The organism is Vibrio casei, from assembly GCF_002218025.2.
Lineage (GTDB): Bacteria > Pseudomonadota > Gammaproteobacteria > Enterobacterales > Vibrionaceae > Vibrio > Vibrio casei.
Window position 1 is genome coordinate 1,360,055 of record NZ_AP018680.1, and the last position, 20,367, is coordinate 1,380,421.

The following is a 20,367-nucleotide window of genomic DNA, read 5'->3' on the forward strand; positions in this document are numbered from 1 at the left end:
AAAAGCTCTGCATTAATAACAGGTAAAGTTAGATTGAAGATGAGCAGAATAGTAATGACAGATAATTTTCTTATTGATCAATGGCAGTTTAATGGTGTAGACGCTCAGCAGATCAAAGTACAAGATGAACATCAATCAAAAGTGCAACCGAGAAATTGGTATCACTGTCAGCGAGAGTCTTTAGGTTTACGAAAATGGCTGCAATTTAATGATATTGAACCTGGCATCATTGATAGTTTATTAAAAGATGATACAAGACCTCGCTTTGAACTTTATGAAGATGGTTCCTTTTTATTAATTTTGAGAGGGGTCAACCTTAATGAAGGGGCAAAGCCTGATGATATGCTCAGTATTCGTTTGTTTTGGAGAGATAACAGCCTTATAACGACAAGGAAAGTATCGTCTCGAACCATTAGCAATATTCGAAGCGCTTTATTAAAAGGTAATGGACCTAAATCTTTGCCTCACTTGCTTATGGCGATTATTGCAGGTTTAAATCTGAATATTGAAAAATTCCTAAATCAAACGGAAGAGCGCTTATTTGAATTAGATGAAGTTGAACACGATGATAATGAACTGCATTTAATCCATAAACGTATTTTAAAACTTCGTCGATTTTTAAAACCCCAACGTTATGCTTTAAATGATCTTGTTGAGGCGAATATTCCAGATATCAATTCGGTTGAAACACACAGTTGGAACGTATTGGATACCAGTACACGATTGACTGAGTCGATGGAATTTTATCTAGAACAAATTCAAGTAATGAAGTCAGAAATAGCGCAAGATCAAGCTGAAAAAATGAATAGAAATACCTACTTATTTACTATTGTAGCGGCAATATTTTTACCTCTTGGTTTCTTGACCGGGTTACTGGGTATTAATATTGGTGGGATGCCGGGTGTTGATAGCCCAACCGCGTTTACTTTGTTTTGTGCGGGCCTTGGTGTCACCTTGCTAATCGAGTTGTTTTTACTTAAGTGGTTGAGATTTTTCTAGTTAATGTTTTTTTGTGTTGGATATCTAGCTATAGATTATTATTATTGTTTTCTAAAAGGTTGAGTTAACATTTTTATCAAACTCTGTTCTTTCAAGTGTCGGAATAAATCGATGCCAATCTTCATTGATTGGTGCCCATCTTTAGGTTGGCTAATGTAACTGTTAAACCAACGATCCCAAACCGATAAACAAAAGCCATAATTGCTGTCGGTTTCATTACGATAAATGGAGTGATGCACACGGTGCATGTCTGGCGTTACGATGATTTTTCTTAATTTGTTATCTATGTTTGACGAGATTTGAATATTACTGTGGTTAAACATTGCGCTAGCATTCAATAAAATTTCAAATAATAGTACTGCGATGGGGGAAATGCCAAAAGTAAGAATCATGATCATCTTAACCAACATAGATAACCAAATTTCAATAAAGTGAAATCGAGAACCCGTGGTGACATCAATGTCTTGATCTGTATGGTGAACACGATGTAATCGCCATAATAGCGGCACTTTATGAAATACTCTGTGTTGCCAGTAGATAATCACATCCAAAAGAATGAGGGATATCACCCCGGTCAGTACAGCATTCATATTGATAAGATTGAAAAGTCCTATGTGCTTTTCTTGAGCGACAATAGCGGTTGAAACCGCTAAAAATGGTAAGGCAATAGGCAACAGCAATCCATTGACCACTACTAAGCTCATATTATTTAACCATCGATACCATTTCGGCTGGGTTAATGATTTTCTAGGCAATTTGATTTCCCATAATGCCATGACAAACAAAACAGTGATAAAGATACTGACCCGAATGATATTCTGATTTTCAAGTAATAAATCCATCATACAACTTGATTTCCTATACTGTATTGTTACCTAAGTGACATTTTATACCAACCAGGGTGTGTTGATTATTTCTACTGCGTTGTCAAAGCCTTGCGTTGGCTAATTTTGACTTTAATTGTATGCGTCTGTTTTTATTTCGATAAATGATGACGAGCTTAGTGATAGATTATGAAACGAAAAAATGTATAAAAGGGAAAACCATGACAATAAATACACCACGATTACTGCTCAGGCAATGGAATGAAAGTGATTTGGCACCATTTATTCAAATGGGCCAAGATCCTGATGTTATGCGTTTTTTTCCATCAGTTTTAACTCAAGATGAATCAGAAGCTTTAATGAAAAAGATTATGGCATTAATTGACGAAAATGGGTGGGGTTTTTGGGCCGTTGAAATAAAAGAAACGAAAGAATTTATTGGGTTCGTTGGCTTAAATGCGGTAGAAAATGATCTTCCTTGTACGCCATTTATTGAAATCGGTTGGCGAATTAACAAACCATTCTGGGGGCAGGGTTTTGCGCCAGAAGCGGCTAAAGCAGCATTAGAGTATGCTTTTACAGAATTAAACCAAAAATCGGTTTATGCTTTTACTGCCAAACAAAATTCCCCCTCACGACGAGTCATGAGTAAAATTGGCATGGTAAATACTCGTAATGATTTTGATCACCCTAAATTGCCCGATGGTCATATTCTACAACGTCATTGTTTATATTGTATTGGTCGTTAACCTTGGTTTATTCACACCCCGAGGTTAATGATGAGAGAAAAACTTTACATTGTGTAATGGGCATTTTAAATTACACCTATTAGTCGGGGAGCTGAAAAGCTGAGATCATGATGAGACCCGTTGAACCTGATCCAATTAACATTGGCGGAGGGAACTAATAAGCTGGTGTATCCATTATTCCTATCTTTAGGTTTATTACTCTAGCATTATTACTTCTGCTGCCTGAATAGGAAGTAATATGCTTGAAAAGCCAACCTCTCAATCTTCATCTATTTCTCACATTGTGAATATTCTTACTATTGCCGGTTCAGATTCTGGAGGTGGTGCAGGTATTCAAGCCGATATTAAGGCGATTTCAGCAACCGGAAGTTATGCTTGTTCCGTTATTACCGCATTAACGGCGCAAAACACCCAGGGTGTGAGTGGGATTTATTCTATTTCTGCAGAATTCATTGGTCAGCAATTGGATGCGGTATTTCAGGATATTGATATTGCTGCAGTAAAAATAGGCATGCTTAATGACTGTAGTGTGATTAAGGTGATTGCTGAGAAAATCAAACAATACCAACCCCCATTTGTGGTTTTAGATCCGGTGATGGTGGCGACCAGTGGCGATCCACTTATTCAAATATCAGCCATTGAAACTCTGAAAGAGGTGCTTTTTCCTTTAGTGAGCTTGATTACTCCAAATTTACCTGAGGCGGCATTATTAATCGGCAGTGATATGCCGTCTAGTGAAGCTGAGATTGAAGGTTTCATTGTAAAACTTCGCGATCATGAACCGCTTAATAACATCAATGTGCTCTTAAAAGGCGGTCATTTTTGTGGCGAGCAAAGTAATGATTGGTTAGTGACACCAAAAATGGTAGAGATTTTTAGCCATAAGAGGGTATTCACAAAAAATACCCACGGCACTGGCTGTACTTTATCGTCGGCGATTGCTTCTTATCTGGGGCAAGGTTATCCATTAACGCAAGCGATAGACCTAGCTAAGACTTATCTTTCTAATGCATTAGTGCAAGCTGATTTGCTCAATGTTGGGAAGGGAGCGGGGCCTGTTCATCATTTTTATAATTTGCCTTGTTAAATCTCTTTCTTCAACCTGTTCCATACTTGTGAGCTTATTTACGGAGTATTGTTATGAATCCACCGGTTATGAAAACATCAAAAACGCAGCATCACCCTTTTCCGCTTTCTCAAAAAATTGCGAATACGCTGCAATCTTTACGTGAGCAACGGCCATTAGTGGTGAGTGTGACCAATTATGTGGTTATGAATAATACAGCTAATGCTCTGCTTGCCATTGGGGCCTCTCCCATCATGGCACACAGCAGGCAAGAAATGGCTGAACTAATGGCGTTTTCAGGTGCTTTGGTGGTGAATATAGGCACGCTTGATTCTATTTGGATAGAACGTATGAGATTTGCTATTGAACAAGCCAATACTTGTGGTAAACCTGTCATACTTGATCCTGTCGGTTGTGGTGCCAGTCTATTACGCACCAAAACCTCGCGTGAATTTTGTCAATTAGCCGAAAAACTGATTATACGAGCGAACGCTTCTGAAGTGATGGCATTGGCCAATGTACAAAGCCAAGTGAAAGGCGTAGATGCTTTAGATAGCAGTGAGTCCGCGGTTATCGCAGCTAAAAAGTTAATTGAGATGTATCACGTAAACCATGTTGTTATATCAGGTAAAGATGACTTTATAGTGAATAAAGATAGTGTGATTAAATTAAGTAATGGTAGTCCATTAATGCCGAAAGTAACGGGAATGGGCTGTACTCATACGGCTTTAACCGGTGCATTTTCAGCTATAGATTTTGACAATGCAGGATTATGTGCAACTGGGGTGTTAGGCGTCGCAGGGGAGCTTGCAGAAAAACAAAGCCAAGGGCCAGGTTCAATGCAAATGAATGTGTTGGATCAATTACATTTATTAAATAGCCGGGATATCGAATACACATTAAGCAGTGAAGAATGTTCATGAATGATAATAGAAACCATCAAGAGGGCTCCACTTTCGATTATCCTTTGTATTTAGTTTCAGATGAACGCAGTACAGGCGAGACACTTGCTCATATTGTAAGAGAGGCTTTATTCGGTGGTGTTTCAATTGTACAGCTTAGACATAAAGATAATGATATTCGGGCTTTTATTAAAAGGGCGGAAACAGTCAAATATGTCATTGATCAATTTAATTTAAATCGAAGGGTCGATGGTATGGGCATGAAGACTCATGTTCCTTTTATCATCAATGACCGCGTTGATGTTGCTCTTGCTGTCGAAGCGGATGGGGTCCATCTTGGTCAAAGTGATATGCCTGCAGTATTGGCGAGGCAGTTAATCGGTGAGAAAAAGATTTTAGGGCTAACGGTCGAAACGCCTCAACAATTGCTTGAAGCTCAAATGTTACCAGTTGATTATCTTGGTATTAGCACGATTTTTAATACAGCAACCAAAAGTGATACGAAGCACGAATGGCGCCTTGAGGGGTTAACTCAAGCTGTAAAGAGTAGCGCGCTACCTTTGGTGGCAATTGGTGGAATAGACGAGGGTAATATTGCCAGAATCGCACAGACTAAAGTGGGTAGTATTGCCTTAGTCTCCGCGATTTTTTCAGCGCAAGATCCTAAGGCAGCATCGGCTCAATTAGTGGCTTTAATTAAATCTGAAACACAGTAACTTTATATGGTCTCGATCAGTATCGTTAACTTAAAATTCGTTAGAACGTTTTACGAGTCTCTTTTGATTCTACGTTCTAATAATTTAGCCCCACCACGGTAGACAAACAAAGACCATAAAATGAGCCCACACCCCATTATTTTCCCTGCTGACATATCGTCACCATAAAACACGACACTTAATGAACTTGCCCACACAGGTTCTAAAATCATGATAATGGCGGCGTTGCCAGAGGTCGTTAGTTTTTGTCCAACTGTTTGCATAACATAACGTAAACTTGTTGAAATAATAGTACTTAATGCTAACCACATCCAAGTAATGTCACTGATTTCATTTGGCCATTTTTCTAACCATAACGATGCAATGCTCGCCACTGCACCGACAACAAATAATTGAATACAGGCTAGAGTTAGGCTTGGGACACTTTGGGCGTACTTAGCATTAAAATTAAAATGGAAGGCGAGCAGCATAGCTGAAATTAAAAACCATAGTTGGCTTGGTGAATGATGATAACCATTAGATAAAGAGAGCATCGCTAATCCCGAAATCGCAAAGGGTAAAGAAATCCAAAACATGCGAATAGGACGTTGTTTAAATAGTACCCATGCGACAAAGGGCGCAAACAACATGGCTAAACTTGAAATAAATGCTCCTTCGGCAAGAGTATCAGTCACTGAAATGGCAGTGACCCATGTTAAAAGCGCAGTCGACATTAATAACCCGACACAAGCAGCGTTAATTAATTGCTTTTTGGACAGTAAGAAGAGTGTTTTATAGCAGAAAGGAAGAAGAAAAACAGACGCAGCAATAAAACGGATACCAATAAAAGCAAAAGGAGGAAGACCCGCTATGGCTTGTTTTGAAAAAATCCAACCCAATCCAGCAAACACAGTGGTGAGTACTAATATTAGCGTTGCTTTAGCTTCTTGATTCATTATTTTTCTTATCAATAGTGAGGCGATTTTTTAGCTTAACATGCAAAATAATTTATACCAGATCTTGTGTTTAAATCACTTAGAGATAGATGATATTCCATTTACTTGCTCTGACATGTGAGTATCTAGGTAATAAAAAGCCCTAGCAGAATATACTAGGGCTTTATGATTTAGCTGAGAAAGAGTATTAGCTTAAAGATTCAGATTTATGTTTTAAATCTAACTTAATTTCACCCGCTTTAGGGTTATTGAAAGTATCAACATCCAACTCATTTTCAGATTTGGCCACAATACAAGTTACAACGCTGTCACCTGTAATATTTACCGCTGTGCGGATCATATCAAGAAGGCGGTCAACACCCATAATTAATGCAATCCCTTCAAGCGGTAGACCCACTTGATTGAGTACCATAGCAAGCATGATTAAACCAACACCAGGAACACCAGCCGTACCAACAGAAGCTAGCGTGGCGGTTAAGATCACCGTCATGTAATCGCCAAGGGATAAATCAACATTAAATGCCTGAGCAATAAAGGCTGTTGCGACACCTTGCATGATCGCAGTACCATCCATGTTGATCGTCGCACCAAGAGGGACCGTAAAAGAAGCAATCTTATTACTTACTCCCATACGGTGTGTTGCGGTTTCCATTGTCACAGGAATGGTTGCGTTAGAAGATGCGGTAGAAAATGCAAACATAATGGCATCTTTCATCTTCTTCCAGAAAATGATCGGATTTAATCCAGACAATACTTTCAGAAGGATACTGTAAGTAATGAAAGCATGAATCAATAGTGCCGCGACTAATACTAAGAAATAAGCCGCTAAATTAGCAATCGCATCCAAACCAAGACCAGTAAACAGCTTAGCCATCAAGAAGAAGATACCGTAAGGTGCTACTTCCATTAGAATCATGACTAACTTCATGATGACAGTGTTCACATCGTTGAAGAAATCAGAAACACGCTGGCCTGCTTTTCCTGCAAGACTGATGGCAATACCAAACAATACCGCAAATACGATCACCTGCAGTGTATTACCTTGTGACATTGCGGCCATAGGGTTGCTTGGGAACATACCGACAATAACTTGTCCTAGTGATGGCGCTTCTGCCGTACTAAATGTCGTTGCAGAAGTAAGATCGGCCCCTGAACCCGGTTGAAAGAAAATACCCATAACAAGCGCTAATGAAATAGCAAGTGCTGTAGTACCAATGTAAAAAGCCAATGTTTTACCGCCTAAGCGGCCCAAGGTTGTGATGTCCTTTAAAGAACTGGTACCACAAACAAGAGAAACAAAGACAAGAGGAATAACGAGCATCTTCAAGCTAGCAATAAAGATCTTACCGCCAACATCAAATAGGCCATTGACGATATAAGCATCGACAATTTCATTTCCAGAAAGGAAAGTGCGGATTAAAAAACCACAAAGAATACCGGTAACCATACCGATAATAATTCGGCTTGTGAGTGAGCGTTTGTTCTTGTTGTTATCGTTCGTCATGAACTGATCTCCATATAATTACTTCGTAGAACTTCAAAGTGGGTAGGAGAGTATCAGAACATTTCCAATTTTCGATTTTTTTGTAACAAACTTTGCTCAACTTGCGTGATGATGATCACATTTAATGGGTGATTTGTAAGTGCAAAGTAAGTATGTTAGCGGCTTGTTATCTTAATATATGCATACTTAAAAATTATTAACACTAAGGTTATGCCTATTATTAGCTTTTAATGTTGTTATAAAGATCAATATAAGAGAATAATAGAAAATCAATTAAGAGGAAGATTTAGCTTATAAAAAAAGCCTGCTAAATAAATAGCAGGCTTTCAATTGGTGCCCGCTACTGGACTCGAACCAGTGACACCTTGCATGTCATGCAAGTACTCTAACCAACTGAGCTAAGCGGGCGTAGTTCTATATGGTAAAACACTTTAAAAATTGGTGCCCGCTACTGGACTCGAACCAGTGACACCTTGCATGTCATGCAAGTACTCTAACCAACTGAGCTAAGCGGGCATTTTTGAAGCATTCTTAGAACGGGGAAGATATTAACCACGCTATCATAAGGTTGCAAGAAGAAAATGTTTACTTTGTGCGTGTTTGTCGACTTTATAGGCTGAGTGGTGTTTTTTTACACTGATGGACGTGTGATTTAGACTGCTATATCAATAGTCGCTGGTAAAAGGCGATAACAAATAGACTCTTAAGTTAAATAGCTTTTTAATTGCTCGGGGGTGTTGAGATTAATGAATGTTTCTTTTGCATGAGAAAAGTCTACTTTGTACGCCTGACATTCAGCATAAAATAACATAGCTTTTCTATCGCCACGTTCTAAAAACATAGTGAGTTTATCCTTAACGCTACGATGAAAGAGAGCAAAGACAGGTTGATAAAAATCACCATCATGTGCCACTAATATATCGGCATCGCTTTTCCATGAAAGACAAAAAGTTTCAGCAAGATTAGTTGGAATGTTAGGGCTATCACAAGGGACGAAGCCAACCCAATCATTATCACCAGGGGAACTAAGCCCAGCATGAATACCACCAAGTGGGCCTTGGTAGTTGGCAAAGTGATCGGAAATTACAGGCGCATAAACCTGATATTCTTCATGACTACGATTGGCATTAATAATAATGGATGAGGTTTGTGTTTTAAGAGCCTCAATAACATGCTCTATGAAAGGCTTACCGTTTAGTTTAATTAATCCTTTATCGACGCCGCCCATTCGAGATCCTTGGCCGCCTGCAAGTACTACCCAATCAATTTTTTCTGGTGTTAGCATAATGTATCTCTATAAAAAAGGAGTTTGCGAAAATGATGCCTGTTATAACAAGACTGGCACTATTTTCCAGTAATTCTTTTGCGAGATCGGTTAATCTCGCGATGGATTCCACATCCAAGCTTAAACTTGACTCATTTTTTAGCAAAATAGCCCGTTTGTTTAATGCTTGATATAAACTCTTACTTTACAAAAAAGCACTATCTTGTTTTATATCTATAATTTAAACATCGATTAAAATTCGATGTTTCAAATATAGTACGATAAATAAAACAATGAAAACCATAAGGATAGGTTCATGAAGAGATTACTCTGTGCTTCAACTTTTTTGCTTGCGTCAACATTCCCTTTACCAAGCTTTGCTTCTGGATGCGGCTCTGTTTCAATTGCTGATATGAATTGGAGTTCTGCCACGCTCATGGCGCATGTCGATAAATTTATTTTAGAACATGCTTATCATTGTGATGTTGAACTTGTACCAGGTGATACCGTGCCAACCACAACGTCTATGGTTGAAAAAGGTGAGCCTGATATTGCACCAGAATTGTGGAGCAACTCCGCTAAAGAACTACTCGAAAATGGAGTAAAAGAAAAGCGTCTTCGATTTGCTGTTCAAAGCCTATCTGATGGTGGTGAAGAAGGATATTGGATACCACAATATATGGTAGATAAAGATCCAAGTCTTGCCACCATTGAGGGGGTCAAGGCAAATGCAACCTTATTTACGCACCCAGAAGATGACAGTAAGTATGCTTTTTACACTTGTCCTGCTGGCTGGACATGTCAAATTTCAGCGGGTCACATTTTTGATGCTTTGCAGTTGAAAAAGTCAGGATTTGAACAAGTTGATCCCGGATCCGGTGCGGCGCTTGCTGCGACGATTGCCAAAGCCTATTCACGGCAAGAACCTTGGTTTGGTTATTATTGGGCACCTACGGCGGTATTAGGCAAATACCCAATGGTAAAAGTAGAGTTTGGAAAGGGAACCGATGCCAAGCACTATCAAGAATGTATTACTCAAGTTGAATGTAAAAACCCTAAACCTATTATGTGGCCACCCTCAAAAGTCGATACCGTCGTAACGGAATCTTTTGCTACTCGAGCGCCTGATGCCATGAGTTATTTAAGTAAAAGGGCCTACACCAATAAGCAAATGAATAATATGCTAGCGTGGATGGAAGATAATCAAGCTGATGGTGAAATGGCCATGGAAGAATTTATGTTGAAACACAAAGATATTTGGTCAACATGGTTAACTGGACAAGCCTTACAATCGGTTGAATCTGCTGTTAATCAGTTATGAGAATAACCCCAATCGACAATTCATTTTAAAAGTGTCGATTGGGGTTATTACATGTTTCGTAAAATTAAATGTTAAATAATGGAAGTTGAATGTCTTTTCCTAGTTGGTTCACTGAGTTTCCTGAATTAGATCGAGATAGCCTGTTATGGATAAGAAGAACGTTAGATTCGGCTTATCGTGATTTTTCTCGTCAGTATGGCGATAGCATAGAGTCTTTTTTCCACCCGTTATTATCTTTTCTAGTTGGGTTTGAAAAGTTATTATTGACCACTCCATGGTGGTTAGTCATTGGCATACTGGCGATATTATCTTTCATCGCAAGCCGTTCTTGGAAGTTGTCATTAAGTGTTGTTGTTGCCTTTTTCTTAATTGGGTATTTCGGAATGTGGGAAGACACCATGAGAACCATGAGTATTATTTTGGTTTCTACGTTTGTGGCCATTGTCCTCGGTGTTCCAACGGGGATCGCGATGGCAAGCTCTAACCGAATACAACGCATAGTGACGCCATTACTTGATATCATGCAAACCATGCCCGCTTTCGTTTACCTTATTCCCATTGTGATGTTACTGGGTATCGGCAAAATCCCAGGATTAATAGCGGTGGTAGTTTATGCAATTCCCCCGGTGATTAGGCTTACCAATCTTGGTATTCGTTTAGTGGATAAAGAAGTATTAGAAGCTTCAACTGCTTTTGGTGCGAATCGTTTTCAACGTTTATTTGGTGTGCAGATTCCATTGGCAATGCCAAATATCATGGCAGGTATCAATCAAACAATAATGATGGCATTGGCGATGGTGGTGATTGCTTCAATGATTGGTGTTAAAGGGCTAGGGCAACCGGTTTTGAAATCGATTACGAACCAGTATTTTACTCTTGGGTTGTTGAATGGTTTAGCCATTGTTGCATTAGCGATTATTTTTGATCGAGTGACACAAAGCTATGCCAAACGTACTCAGCAGCACCTCGGGGGATCAAAGTAATGAAAAATTCGCTTTCAAGTAACGCTCCATCACCTTTAAAAGTGCCCCATATTCGAATTAAAAACCTGTATAAAATTTTTGGCGAAAATGCCACTGACGCCATAGCACAGTTACAAAGCGGTAAAAGTAAAGAGCAGCTCATGCAAGAGTCTAACTTGAGCGTTGGTTTAAATAATATCAACCTTGATATCAATCAAGGTGAAACGTTTGTGGTTATGGGGCTCTCTGGTTCGGGCAAGTCTACCCTGATTCGTCATTTCAATCGTTTGATTGAGCCGACTGCCGGTGTTATTGAGCTTGATGGAAAAGATATCTGCTCTTTGTCCTCAAAAGGCATTCAAGCGTTACGTCGGCATAAAATGTCGATGGTTTTTCAACGTTTTGGTTTATTGCCGCATAGAACGGTTATTCAAAATGTCGCTTACGGTTTACGAATCCAAAAATTGAGCCAAGAAGAGTGTTATCACAAAGCATCCCATTGGATCGACATTGTAGGCTTAAAAGGCTATGAAAAGCAGTATCCGAATCAGCTGTCTGGTGGGCAGCAGCAACGCGTTGGATTAGCTCGTGCATTATGTACAGATGCTGACATTTTACTCATGGATGAAGCATTTTCAGCGCTCGACCCACTTATTCGTAGTGAAATGCAACTGCAGCTTAAAGACTTACAACAAAAATTGAATAAGACGATTATCTTTATCACTCATGATCTTGACGAAGCGTTGAGACTAGGGGACCGTATTGCCATTTTGAAAGATGGTGAATTAGTTCAACAAGGTTCTCCTATTGATATTTTACTTAATCCAACCACGGACTATGTCGCTTCGTTTGTTAAAGACATTAATCGAGCTAGGGCATTAACGGTGCGTACGGTTATGGAACCGCTTGATGAGTGGGATGGTGATATAGAGATTCATCGTGCAGTAACCTGTGATCATACATTAGAGTCAGTGATGTCTAGGGTATTGGAAAGTAAGTTCCCTATAGCAGTGATGGATTCAACAGGAAAACTTATTGGAAAAGTTCAAGCTTCGAAGTTAGCGCAAATATTACAATAGTGGCTCAATAAATACATTGGTAGGACGAGAATAAAGCGGCTATGTGGACAGCCGCTTTTATTTAAGAGCATTGTCTAGTCACTTATAAGCTTTACCGCTTACAAATCTTGTTACTTACAAACTTTGCAGTAACTCAGGGGTAATTTGTTCCAGTGATGTCAATTGACGGTCGGCAATCACAAAGCGAGGTTGTTCTCGTTGAGAATGTTCTGGAATCACGATGGTTTTCATCTGTGCGGCTTTTGCTGCGAGTAAACCCGTGAAAGAATCTTCTAAGGCAACACAATCTAATGGAGAGACGTCTAATGCATTTGCAGCGTTAAGATAAACTTCTGGATGAGGTTTACCATAAGGAAGGCCTTCAGCCGATAATACAGCCTCAAATACATCCTTCAATTCTAGTGCCTCTAAAGCGGCTTGAATCAATACTATTGGTGATGATGATGCGAGTGCAATTTTTAAACCTTGTTGCTGGCAGGTTTCCATAGCATGAAATAAACCAGGCATCATAGGCTTGTGTTCTTTGACCAATTCAATAACACGAGCAAGTATTAGGTCACACACTTCTTCACAACTTAAGTCATTCCAAGGCGATTTTCGGTAATAAATCTCAACGATTTGATCGATACGAATCCCTGTTGTATCAATCGTATCTTGTAATGTCAGTTCAACACCGACTTTAGGAAAAATTTCAAGTTGGGCTTGTTGCCAAAATGGTTCGGAATCAATCATCAAACCATCCATATCAAACACAGCAGCTTTAATCATGTTTTCTCTCTTTAAAATTTATAATGACATCATAACCAAGACTATCATGCAGGTTTTAAACTGAAAATAACAACATTGATGGTGAAAAATTGTAATTGATGTGTTTGTTACCGATATGATTTTATTGTTACCCTCGCAGCATTTTATGCAATAAGTGGCGTATGTATGTCCATGTAATAAATTTAATCTACATATATCGCAATTTAAGTTTATTCATATGCACGTTAAAAAAATATCGCCTTCAATATTAGTGGCAGGATTAACATTAACTACCATCACTGCAGCGTCAGAAACACGATTAAAACCAGATGTAGTAGCTTCTTCTAGCAGCTCAATATTATTGCCATTAGCCAATGAATTTAAAGACAATATTTCACTACAAGACTACTGGTACAGTGAAAAATATGATGGTATTCGAGCCTATTGGAATGGTGACATGTTTTATACTCGACAAGGCAAACCGATTGTTGCACCGCATTGGTTTATAGAATCAATGCCTAGTATCGCATTAGACGGTGAGCTGTGGGCTGGTCGAGGCCAATTTAATCATGTACAAAAAACCGTTTTAGATACTAAGCCAAATACAGAAGACTGGAAGAATATACAATTTATGGTTTTTGATCTTGCTAGCAGTCGTGAGCGCTATGCAACTCGCTACATGGATTTAAAATCGCTATTACATGGAATGAAATCAATCAATATTCAACTGGTTAAGCAATATCCTATTTCTTCTCATTCGGAACTGGACAAAGTGCTCGATACCATTGAACACAGCAATGGGGAAGGCATTATGTTGCGAAATATCCATAGTCTTTTTCTATCGGGTAGAAGTGATGATTTACTGAAAGTTAAATCTTACGAAGATGATGAAGCTATTGTCATTGGTTACAAATCAGGAAATGGAAAATACAAAGGCAAAGTTGGATCTTTATGGGTGAAGTGGAAAGAGGGAAAAACATTTTATCTTGGATCTGGGCTTAGCGATCAATTGCGAGAAGACCCTCCCGCTTTAGGTAGCGTTGTGAATTTTCGATTTAATGGACTGACTCATACCGGCTTACCAAGATTTGCTCGATTCACTAAGCAAAGAACCGATATATAATAGCCATGATTAATTTTATTTACAAATAAAGATCGATACAAATAATAAAGGCTCGAATCGCTCGAGCCTTTATAGATAGAGGGAATATCTTTTAAGTTTGCTCCGTTAATTTATCGACCAGCGAACTCCAACTGAACTTCATCGGTTTGTTTATGTAACCAATAGAGGCGGACAGAAAGCAGAATAGCGGCCATGGTTAAACCTAGAATAATCCCAATCCAAAAACCATCGACTCCCATGGCTTTGTCTGTAACCCAATCTGTCATACCAAGAATATAACCAACTGGCATACCAACTATCCAGTATGAAAATAGGGTACGGCTTAGTATCGAATTCATGTCTTTATAGCCACGCAAAGCACCTGCAGCAACTACTTGAATGGCATCACTACATTGATAAACGGCTGCCATAAATAAAAGGTGCAATGCTATTTGCAATACTTCTTTGTTGTCTGTGTATAGCTCAATGATGTGTTCACGGAAAATAATCGTTAATGCGGCTGTCATTAACGCCGTCACAAACGCGACAATTAACCCAACATGAGAAGATATTTTTGCTCCATCGACATTATGCTCACCTAATTGGTGACCTACACGGATACTTACGGCTGCAGCAATACTCATTGGTAGCATAAATACCATGGAAGCAAAGTTAATGGCCACTTGGTGAGCAGCAACGACAATAGGGCCAAGAGGTGCTATAAGAAGGGCAACAACGGCAAATAAAGTCACTTCAAAAAAGATAGAGGCCGCAATTGGAAAACCAAGGCGAAATAAGCGTGTTAATGAATGCAAATTAGGTTTATGGAACTCGGTAAAGATATGAATATTCTTGAATCTTTTTGCTGTGATGACATAGCCAAGCATACATAGAAACATAACCCAATACACAATAGCCGTTGCAACACCACACCCCACAGCCCCTAGCTCTGGCATTCCGAATTTACCGTATACGAAAATCCAGTTCAAAGGAACGTTTAATCCAAGCCCAATAAAGCCCAAAATCATGGCAGGTTTGGTTAAAGATAGACCATCAGAAAGGCAGCGTAATGTTTGAAATAGCAAAAAAGCAGGCACAGCAAAGATCATTGAAAACATGTAACCGTTTGTTTTGGCTGCCATCACTGGCTCTATCTTCATCATCGACAAAATATGCTGAGTTTGAGATAACACTAGCACAATGGGGATCGCTACGAGAAAAGACAAGTAAAAGCCTTGCTGAATTTCATGAGCAATTCGGGTTTGACGCCCCGAGCCATTCAATTGAGCAACGACGGGAACTAACGCCAACAATAAGCCTATTCCAAATAAAATTGAAGGTAGCCATATACTTGAAGCAACCGCAACAGCGGCCATATCTGTCGCACTTACGCCGCCAGCCATTACGGTATCTACAAATCCCATACCCGTTTGTGCGACAGAGGCAAGTAAAACTGGGGTCGCTAACTTAACGAGAATAGAACTTTCTTTACGATAACGATGCACACATTCTCCTAACAACGTTAAAATTTAGAAGTAGATTATAGCGATTACTTTTATTATAGCGATATAAATAATATAGAATAAAAAAGCCCCATGAACAGGGGCTTAGAAACAGTAAGGTTAACGAACAACCTTTAAAAAATTGAATGGTCTTCAGCACCTATGGTTAATTTCACATGAGAGTCGTCGATTTTAAGCTCTAAGTGAATAGCATGACGACATGCGGGACAGTCATCATAAAAATCTTGATTCCCAATGGATGAGTCGACTGTCATTCCTATTTGATGCCCGCAATGCGGACAAGGGGCTCTTTTTTCCGTGTATTTTATCATTGCTTCCCTCACTATACGTCCCGTGTAAAGCCTTATGAACTACAAAATTAAGTTGAATGAAAATAATATTTTGGCTTACATTCATCATAACCCTACAAGTTAGTTCATGATTGAAATTAAGCGAAAAGATTGAATTAGAGCAAACTTATAAGATGAATTGATGATTTTTATTTGATGCTTATTGGTAAATTAATCAATAGATGATTGAGATTCAAATCTCAATCGCATTGCTTATGATTTTAATGTAAGAATAGTATTTTATTATCATTTTTATATGACTGAAATCTCAGTTTTAAGCGTTGTTAATTAAATTGATAAATTAACTATGAGTTATAAATCAAGTTGGCTGATTTTATCTAAGCATTGCACTAAGTAGTCGCCGCCAAGCTCATTACAACGGCAAAGTAAATAATATAACTGGTAAACATGCTTACGATTGGCATATCCCTCTGTAATTGGATAAACACGGTTATAACCCTTAAAAAATTCATCATCTAAGTCAGTGAATGCTTCAATAATAGCAATATCACATTCTCTATCTCCCCAATAACTAGATGGGTCGTAACTGATCGCTCCAGAAACTGATAATGCATAATTATTAGATGTTAAATTGCCATGAAGTAAAGCCGGTTTTGGGGAATGTGCACCTAAAGTTTGCTTAACGAGCTCGACAGTTTGATCAATATCTCCAAGATCTAATCCTTTTTCTTTGAGTAATTGAAGCTGCCAACCTATTCGGTATTCGGCAAAGAAAAATCCCCAATGCTTATGCCAAGCATTAGGTTGAAGGTTCAAACCTACGTAGGTATCAGCATCATAGCCATATTCTTTTTGTTCTCCCCATTGATGTAGCATGGCGAGCTGTTGGCCAAAATCAAATGCATCTTTTGGTTCAGCTAAAGGTTTTGTCGGTAAATAATTGAGAACTAAAAAAGCATGAGTTTTGGTCATACCGCAAGTCACCGGTTGGGGAACTCGGATAGTACTGGTGGACAACAAGGTAGATAAATTATCAATTTCGGATTCGAATTTAGAAAAAAACTCACGGTCATTCACTTTTACAAAATAACGTTCTTCACCATCCGAAATCATGTAACAAGTATTACAATCCCCGTCACTTAAACGTTCTTTTTCTCGAATAATAAAATCAAATGCAAGAACTTCTGATAACTGTTGAGCGATAGCATGCCACATATAGCCTCCAGACCTTTACCATTTATCAGTTCATGACATTAGCTTAGCTTAACTTTCAAATTAGAGAACTATTTCGCAAAAATAACTTTAACCTATAAGGCGTTAACACTATTAATATAGTCTGTGATATCAATAACGCTTTTAGCTGGTTAGATATTTGGATTCACTCGTCTGAACTGCCAGAATTTATCAGCCCAGTAAGGATTATCTAAACGGGAGATAATAACTCCTTTAGATGTTGAAGCATGCATAAACTCTTTATTACCTAAGTACAGGCCAACATGGCGCTGGTTCCATCCCGTTTTGAAAAAAACGAGATCGCCAAAGGTCGCTTTTTCTTCACTGATATATTTGCCTTGCTTGCTTTGTAATTCAGTAGAACGAGGTAAATGCAATTGGTACACTGTAGACATGGCAACTTGCATAAAAGCGGAACAATCAATGCCTTTTTTACTTGCGCCGCCAAATTGATAAGGGACACCTTCCCAAGATTGGTATAACTCGCTTACTTCCTGCTGTTCTTCTTGCATGAGAGGGGACTGTGTTGGTGTTGTAAGCGCTAACGGTATTTGAGGTTGGGAGGCGCAGCCAACCAGGAAACTGGATATGAAAATAAAAAATAGAGATGTCTTTTTCATAAACGAAAGCGCCTAAAAATCATGAATTCATCACCTTTATAATCGATGATAGACGATTACTCAAGGTCATCGGTGTGATAGTAAAGGATGTTTTACATAAAGTTAAAGTTTCTATTACGTGCAAAATGAAAAAAGTCATTGATTTATAAATGAGCAAACAGATTTTACTCATAAGTAACTTCGTCGCTAATCACAGTTTGCGCAATCAGTTTGTGGATAATGCTTTTAGTTTTATTTTTAATTTAGATGTTGTGGAGAATAGGGATGTATTACGGTTTTGATGTTGGTGGTACCAAAATTGAGTTTGGTGCATTTAACGATAAGTTAGAACGTATGGCAACGGAACGAGTGCCAACACCTGGTGATGATTATCAAGCTTTGCTTCATGCTTTACATGCGCTAGTCAATAAATACGATAGTGAATTTGGCATTAAGGGGACAATTGGTATTGGTATTCCTGGGATGGAAAGTGTTGATGATGGGGCCGTTTTAACCTCGAACGTTCCAGCAGCAAAAGGTAAAAAACTTCGTGACGATTTAGAAGCATTAGTTGGTCGCCCTGTTAGAGTCGAAAATGATGCCAACTGTTTCGCTTTGTCAGAGGCTTGGGATGAAGAGCATCAAGGCAAAGAATCGATATTAGGGTTAATTCTAGGGACTGGATTTGGTGGTGGCATTGTTATTAATGGCCATGTGGTATCAGGCCGAAGTCATGTTGCTGGTGAAATAGGGCATACACGTATGCCGATTGATGGTTGGTTTTATTTAAATGACAGCAAAGAAGGAATTAATGCGCCTTTATTTGACTGTGGTTGTGATAAAAAAGGCTGCATTGATAATTACCTTTCAGGTCGAGGCTTCGAGCAGTTATACCAACATTATTATGGTGAACACATAAAAGCGATCGATATAATTACCAACCATCAGAGCGGTGAAGAGAAAGCGGTTGAACACGTTGATCGATTCATGGAGCTTCTTGCGATTTGTTTAGGGAATATTTTTACTGCCTTTGATCCTAATGTGGTAGTTCTTGGCGGTGGTTTATCCAATTTCGATTTAATTTACGAAGAAATGCCAAAACGAATTCCAAAGTATCTGCTTTCCGTTGGAAAAATACCTACGATTTTAAAAGCCAAACACGGTGACTCTGGTGGTGTACGAGGTGCTGCTTTTTTGAATATTAATTAAATAGTATCAGAGTTATAGGTAAAAGGGCTCATTGTAAAGTGAGCCCTTTTTATTATTCATATTTACTATGTATATTGGTCATGATTTCTTTTTTTGGCCTATCCCAATATTTTCCTTCGGTATTAATGTTATCTTACCAAATCCTAGCTTTTTAAAATGCGCATCTCGATACTCACGCACGGTTTTAGTATCTGAAATGGCTTCAATTGATTGCTCCATTTTCAAGTAATCGCGAATATCAATACCTTCATGAGATGCAACCGCCTCATGGATGGAATGAAAATCACGATAGCTGAACGGTAGTGTCTTTTGTTCGTCTTTATATGTGTAAACGATGGTGCGAGACATAAAAATATTCCAATAAAAAACAGTAGCAAGCAAATACTACTGTTTTAAAGAGCCAATAGGATAATTATACCTTTTAATACACAAATATCACGAAGAAACTCTATGGCTGCATAGTGGTACGAACGGCAATCATAGGCGGATGGATATTATTTTTTCTAAACTCTTTCATTACTCGTAAGGTAATATCAGTCTCAAATAATTTTTCATACGCTGTATCCACAACATAAGCTTTACACGTAAGCTTTATGGCAAGGTAGTTATCAGCAATATCTTGGCTAACCAATACTACGACAGGTTTAGGTAAGTGGATGTAACGGCTTGAAGAGGCGGCTTCTTGAATTAAATTACGAGCTAAGTCAATATCTTGATCCATGCCAATATAAAAGGGGATAACGCACTGCATATCAAGTGCACCATAGTTCCCACTCATCGTGACTTCACTTAAAAATTTATTATTGGGAATGGTAATGATGTCATCTGTCGGTGTTCTCATCCGGACAGAACGCAATCCAATTGTGATTATATCTCCATAGTTACCTTCAAAAGTGACGCGGTCACCAACTTGAAATGGACGATCAATCATAACGGTTAAACCCGCAATAAAAGACGCTGCAAGGTCTTTCAATGCAAAGCCTATCGAAACTGCTAATGTTCCTCCAATTAAAGTAAGAATTTGATCATTTATTCTAAAGCTGACCATAAAAACAACAAGGCCCGCGCTCATATAAACAAAAAATTGAAAGAAAGATTGAAGCTTTTGGAGCACCATTCGGTATTGCACAAATTGGGAGCTAAAGGTTTCAACTAACTTATTGGTGAAACGTAATAAAATCCAAGAAGCTAAAATGATCACAAAAGAAAATACAACACCACCCCAGCGAATAAGGCTGGTAAATTGACTGATATTTTCTAAGTGAGCTGAGGTGTCTTCAACGCTGGCAAAGACATTGATGCTAAATGTTATGAGCAATAAAAAGGATAAAATCTTTTTCATA

21 protein-coding genes, 2 tRNA genes and 1 riboswitch are annotated in these 20,367 nt (G+C 38.6%); of the genes, 10 read left to right on the top strand and 13 right to left on the bottom strand.

The genetic code is table 11. The annotated features are described in order from the left end of the window. Positions 1-54 precede the first annotated feature (54 nt). A complete protein-coding gene (locus VCASEI_RS06550) occupies positions 55-999 on the top strand; it encodes a CorA family divalent cation transporter (protein ID WP_086958529.1) in 945 nt (314 codons plus the stop codon). Positions 1,000-1,040: 41 nt separating this feature from the next. Here VCASEI_RS06550 and VCASEI_RS06555 read toward each other — a convergent pair whose 3' ends face one another. Continuing rightward, positions 1,041-1,844: a sterol desaturase family protein gene (locus VCASEI_RS06555; protein ID WP_086958355.1), complete on the bottom strand. Its 804-nt coding sequence runs from the start codon at positions 1,842-1,844 to the stop codon at positions 1,041-1,043. Positions 1,845-2,044: 200 nt separating this feature from the next. Between VCASEI_RS06555 and VCASEI_RS06560 the strand changes: the two genes are divergently transcribed. The 4 genes from VCASEI_RS06560 (at position 2,045) to thiE (ending at position 5,256) form a co-directional block, all read left to right on the top strand. Further along, positions 2,045-2,572 carry a GNAT family N-acetyltransferase gene (locus tag VCASEI_RS06560; RefSeq protein ID WP_086958357.1) on the top strand — a complete coding sequence of 176 codons (528 nt, stop codon included), beginning with the start codon at positions 2,045-2,047 and terminating at the stop codon, positions 2,570-2,572. A gap of 74 nt (positions 2,573-2,646) precedes the next feature. Further along, a riboswitch (TPP riboswitch) is annotated at positions 2,647-2,742 on the top strand. Positions 2,743-2,810: 68 nt separating this feature from the next. Beyond that, positions 2,811-3,659 carry a bifunctional hydroxymethylpyrimidine kinase/phosphomethylpyrimidine kinase gene (gene thiD, locus VCASEI_RS06565; protein ID WP_086958359.1) on the top strand — a complete coding sequence of 283 codons (849 nt, stop codon included), beginning with the start codon at positions 2,811-2,813 and terminating at the stop codon, positions 3,657-3,659. A 53-nt stretch (positions 3,660-3,712) separates the two neighbouring features. Continuing rightward, positions 3,713-4,561 carry a hydroxyethylthiazole kinase gene (gene thiM / locus VCASEI_RS06570; protein WP_226983374.1) on the top strand — a complete coding sequence of 283 codons (849 nt, stop codon included), beginning with the start codon at positions 3,713-3,715 and terminating at the stop codon, positions 4,559-4,561. Beyond that, the gene (thiE, locus tag VCASEI_RS06575; protein WP_086958361.1) at positions 4,558-5,256 is read left to right on the top strand and encodes a thiamine phosphate synthase; all 699 of its coding nucleotides are present in this window, start codon (positions 4,558-4,560) and stop codon (positions 5,254-5,256) included. Before thiM ends, thiE begins: the two co-directional genes overlap by 4 nt. A gap of 50 nt (positions 5,257-5,306) precedes the next feature. Here thiE and VCASEI_RS06580 read toward each other — a convergent pair whose 3' ends face one another. The 5 genes from VCASEI_RS06580 to mobA all read right to left on the bottom strand — a co-directional run bounded on the left by VCASEI_RS06580 (position 5,307) and on the right by mobA (position 8,980). Then, positions 5,307-6,191 (bottom strand): DMT family transporter, encoded by an 885-nt coding sequence (locus VCASEI_RS06580; protein ID WP_086958363.1) that lies wholly within the window; start codon positions 6,189-6,191, stop codon positions 5,307-5,309. 187 nt (positions 6,192-6,378) lie between these two features. Beyond that, positions 6,379-7,695 (bottom strand): dicarboxylate/amino acid:cation symporter, encoded by a 1,317-nt coding sequence (locus tag VCASEI_RS06585; protein ID WP_086958365.1) that lies wholly within the window; start codon positions 7,693-7,695, stop codon positions 6,379-6,381. A gap of 331 nt (positions 7,696-8,026) precedes the next feature. Beyond that, a tRNA-Val gene (locus tag VCASEI_RS06590) sits at positions 8,027-8,103 on the bottom strand. A gap of 31 nt (positions 8,104-8,134) precedes the next feature. After that, positions 8,135-8,211 (bottom strand) — tRNA-Val (locus VCASEI_RS06595). 187 nt (positions 8,212-8,398) lie between these two features. Next, positions 8,399-8,980, bottom strand: a complete 582-nt coding sequence (gene mobA, locus VCASEI_RS06600; protein WP_086958367.1) for a molybdenum cofactor guanylyltransferase MobA — start codon at positions 8,978-8,980, stop codon at positions 8,399-8,401. Between the two features lie 295 nt (positions 8,981-9,275). On the opposite strand from mobA, the gene VCASEI_RS06605 reads away from it, so the two are divergent. The 3 genes from VCASEI_RS06605 to VCASEI_RS06615 all read left to right on the top strand — a co-directional run bounded on the left by VCASEI_RS06605 (position 9,276) and on the right by VCASEI_RS06615 (position 12,321). Continuing rightward, entirely contained in the window at positions 9,276-10,280 is a 1,005-nt protein-coding gene (locus VCASEI_RS06605; RefSeq protein WP_086958369.1) for a glycine betaine ABC transporter substrate-binding protein, read from the top strand. An 89-nt stretch (positions 10,281-10,369) separates the two neighbouring features. Further along, on the top strand, positions 10,370-11,263 hold the full coding sequence (locus tag VCASEI_RS06610) for an ABC transporter permease (protein WP_086958371.1): 894 nt from the start codon (positions 10,370-10,372) through the stop codon (positions 11,261-11,263). Further along, the gene (locus tag VCASEI_RS06615) at positions 11,263-12,321 is read left to right on the top strand and encodes a quaternary amine ABC transporter ATP-binding protein (RefSeq protein ID WP_086958373.1); all 1,059 of its coding nucleotides are present in this window, start codon (positions 11,263-11,265) and stop codon (positions 12,319-12,321) included. The genes VCASEI_RS06610 and VCASEI_RS06615 overlap by 1 nt, the downstream gene beginning before the upstream one ends. Before the next feature lie 114 nt (positions 12,322-12,435). On the opposite strand, the gene hxpB is transcribed toward VCASEI_RS06615, so the two are convergent. Further along, positions 12,436-13,089 carry a hexitol phosphatase HxpB gene (gene hxpB / locus VCASEI_RS06620; RefSeq protein WP_086958375.1) on the bottom strand — a complete coding sequence of 218 codons (654 nt, stop codon included), beginning with the start codon at positions 13,087-13,089 and terminating at the stop codon, positions 12,436-12,438. A gap of 217 nt (positions 13,090-13,306) precedes the next feature. On the opposite strand from hxpB, the gene VCASEI_RS06625 reads away from it, so the two are divergent. Then, complete coding sequence (locus VCASEI_RS06625; protein ID WP_089110936.1) at positions 13,307-14,191, top strand: DNA ligase; 885 nt, start codon at positions 13,307-13,309, stop codon at positions 14,189-14,191. Positions 14,192-14,301: 110 nt separating this feature from the next. Here the strand turns inward: VCASEI_RS06625 and VCASEI_RS06630 are convergent, their stop codons facing one another. From VCASEI_RS06630 to VCASEI_RS06645, 4 genes are all read right to left on the bottom strand, one after another. Beyond that, the gene (locus VCASEI_RS06630; RefSeq protein WP_086958379.1) at positions 14,302-15,675 is read right to left on the bottom strand and encodes an MATE family efflux transporter; all 1,374 of its coding nucleotides are present in this window, start codon (positions 15,673-15,675) and stop codon (positions 14,302-14,304) included. 131 nt (positions 15,676-15,806) lie between these two features. After that, positions 15,807-16,004 carry a CPXCG motif-containing cysteine-rich protein gene (locus tag VCASEI_RS06635; RefSeq protein WP_086958382.1) on the bottom strand — a complete coding sequence of 66 codons (198 nt, stop codon included), beginning with the start codon at positions 16,002-16,004 and terminating at the stop codon, positions 15,807-15,809. Positions 16,005-16,334: 330 nt separating this feature from the next. Beyond that, complete coding sequence (locus tag VCASEI_RS06640) at positions 16,335-17,198, bottom strand: fructosamine kinase family protein (RefSeq protein ID WP_086958384.1); 864 nt, start codon at positions 17,196-17,198, stop codon at positions 16,335-16,337. 149 nt (positions 17,199-17,347) lie between these two features. After that, positions 17,348-17,836, bottom strand: coding sequence for an NlpC/P60 family protein (locus VCASEI_RS06645; protein ID WP_086958386.1), 489 nt, complete (start codon positions 17,834-17,836; stop codon positions 17,348-17,350). A gap of 264 nt (positions 17,837-18,100) precedes the next feature. Here VCASEI_RS06645 and nagK point away from each other — a divergent pair, with 264 nt between their 5' ends. Then, positions 18,101-19,024, top strand: a complete 924-nt coding sequence (nagK, locus tag VCASEI_RS06650) for an N-acetylglucosamine kinase (protein WP_086958388.1) — start codon at positions 18,101-18,103, stop codon at positions 19,022-19,024. A gap of 78 nt (positions 19,025-19,102) precedes the next feature. On the opposite strand, the gene VCASEI_RS06655 is transcribed toward nagK, so the two are convergent. Together VCASEI_RS06655 and VCASEI_RS06660 are read right to left on the bottom strand one after the other, a co-directional pair. Beyond that, positions 19,103-19,372, bottom strand: a complete 270-nt coding sequence (locus tag VCASEI_RS06655; RefSeq protein ID WP_086958390.1) for a DUF2960 family protein — start codon at positions 19,370-19,372, stop codon at positions 19,103-19,105. A gap of 100 nt (positions 19,373-19,472) precedes the next feature. Then, on the bottom strand, positions 19,473-20,366 hold the full coding sequence (locus tag VCASEI_RS06660) for a mechanosensitive ion channel family protein (protein ID WP_086958392.1): 894 nt from the start codon (positions 20,364-20,366) through the stop codon (positions 19,473-19,475). Between the last annotated feature and the right edge of the window lies 1 nt (position 20,367).

Bases quoted from the DNA above. Each gene is read 5' to 3' on its own strand.
- VCASEI_RS06550 (WP_086958529.1), top strand. From the start codon at position 55: ATGACAGATAATTTTCTTATTGATCAATGGCAGTTTAATGGTGTAGAC.
- VCASEI_RS06555 (WP_086958355.1), bottom strand. From the start codon at position 1,844: ATGATGGATTTATTACTTGAAAATCAGAATATCATTCGGGTCAGTATC.
- VCASEI_RS06560 (WP_086958357.1), top strand. From the start codon at position 2,045: ATGACAATAAATACACCACGATTACTGCTCAGGCAATGGAATGAAAGT.
- thiD (WP_086958359.1), top strand. From the start codon at position 2,811: ATGCTTGAAAAGCCAACCTCTCAATCTTCATCTATTTCTCACATTGTG.
- thiM (WP_226983374.1), top strand. From the start codon at position 3,713: ATGAATCCACCGGTTATGAAAACATCAAAAACGCAGCATCACCCTTTT.
- thiE (WP_086958361.1), top strand. From the start codon at position 4,558: ATGAATGATAATAGAAACCATCAAGAGGGCTCCACTTTCGATTATCCT.
- VCASEI_RS06580 (WP_086958363.1), bottom strand. From the start codon at position 6,191: ATGAATCAAGAAGCTAAAGCAACGCTAATATTAGTACTCACCACTGTG.
- VCASEI_RS06585 (WP_086958365.1), bottom strand. From the start codon at position 7,695: ATGACGAACGATAACAACAAGAACAAACGCTCACTCACAAGCCGAATT.
- mobA (WP_086958367.1), bottom strand. From the start codon at position 8,980: ATGCTAACACCAGAAAAAATTGATTGGGTAGTACTTGCAGGCGGCCAA.
- VCASEI_RS06605 (WP_086958369.1), top strand. From the start codon at position 9,276: ATGAAGAGATTACTCTGTGCTTCAACTTTTTTGCTTGCGTCAACATTC.
- VCASEI_RS06610 (WP_086958371.1), top strand. From the start codon at position 10,370: ATGTCTTTTCCTAGTTGGTTCACTGAGTTTCCTGAATTAGATCGAGAT.
- VCASEI_RS06615 (WP_086958373.1), top strand. From the start codon at position 11,263: ATGAAAAATTCGCTTTCAAGTAACGCTCCATCACCTTTAAAAGTGCCC.
- hxpB (WP_086958375.1), bottom strand. From the start codon at position 13,089: ATGATTAAAGCTGCTGTGTTTGATATGGATGGTTTGATGATTGATTCC.
- VCASEI_RS06625 (WP_089110936.1), top strand. From the start codon at position 13,307: ATGCACGTTAAAAAAATATCGCCTTCAATATTAGTGGCAGGATTAACA.
- VCASEI_RS06635 (WP_086958382.1), bottom strand. From the start codon at position 16,004: ATGATAAAATACACGGAAAAAAGAGCCCCTTGTCCGCATTGCGGGCAT.
- VCASEI_RS06640 (WP_086958384.1), bottom strand. From the start codon at position 17,198: ATGTGGCATGCTATCGCTCAACAGTTATCAGAAGTTCTTGCATTTGAT.
- VCASEI_RS06645 (WP_086958386.1), bottom strand. From the start codon at position 17,836: ATGAAAAAGACATCTCTATTTTTTATTTTCATATCCAGTTTCCTGGTT.
- nagK (WP_086958388.1), top strand. From the start codon at position 18,101: ATGTATTACGGTTTTGATGTTGGTGGTACCAAAATTGAGTTTGGTGCA.
- VCASEI_RS06655 (WP_086958390.1), bottom strand. From the start codon at position 19,372: ATGTCTCGCACCATCGTTTACACATATAAAGACGAACAAAAGACACTA.
- VCASEI_RS06660 (WP_086958392.1), bottom strand. From the start codon at position 20,366: ATGAAAAAGATTTTATCCTTTTTATTGCTCATAACATTTAGCATCAAT.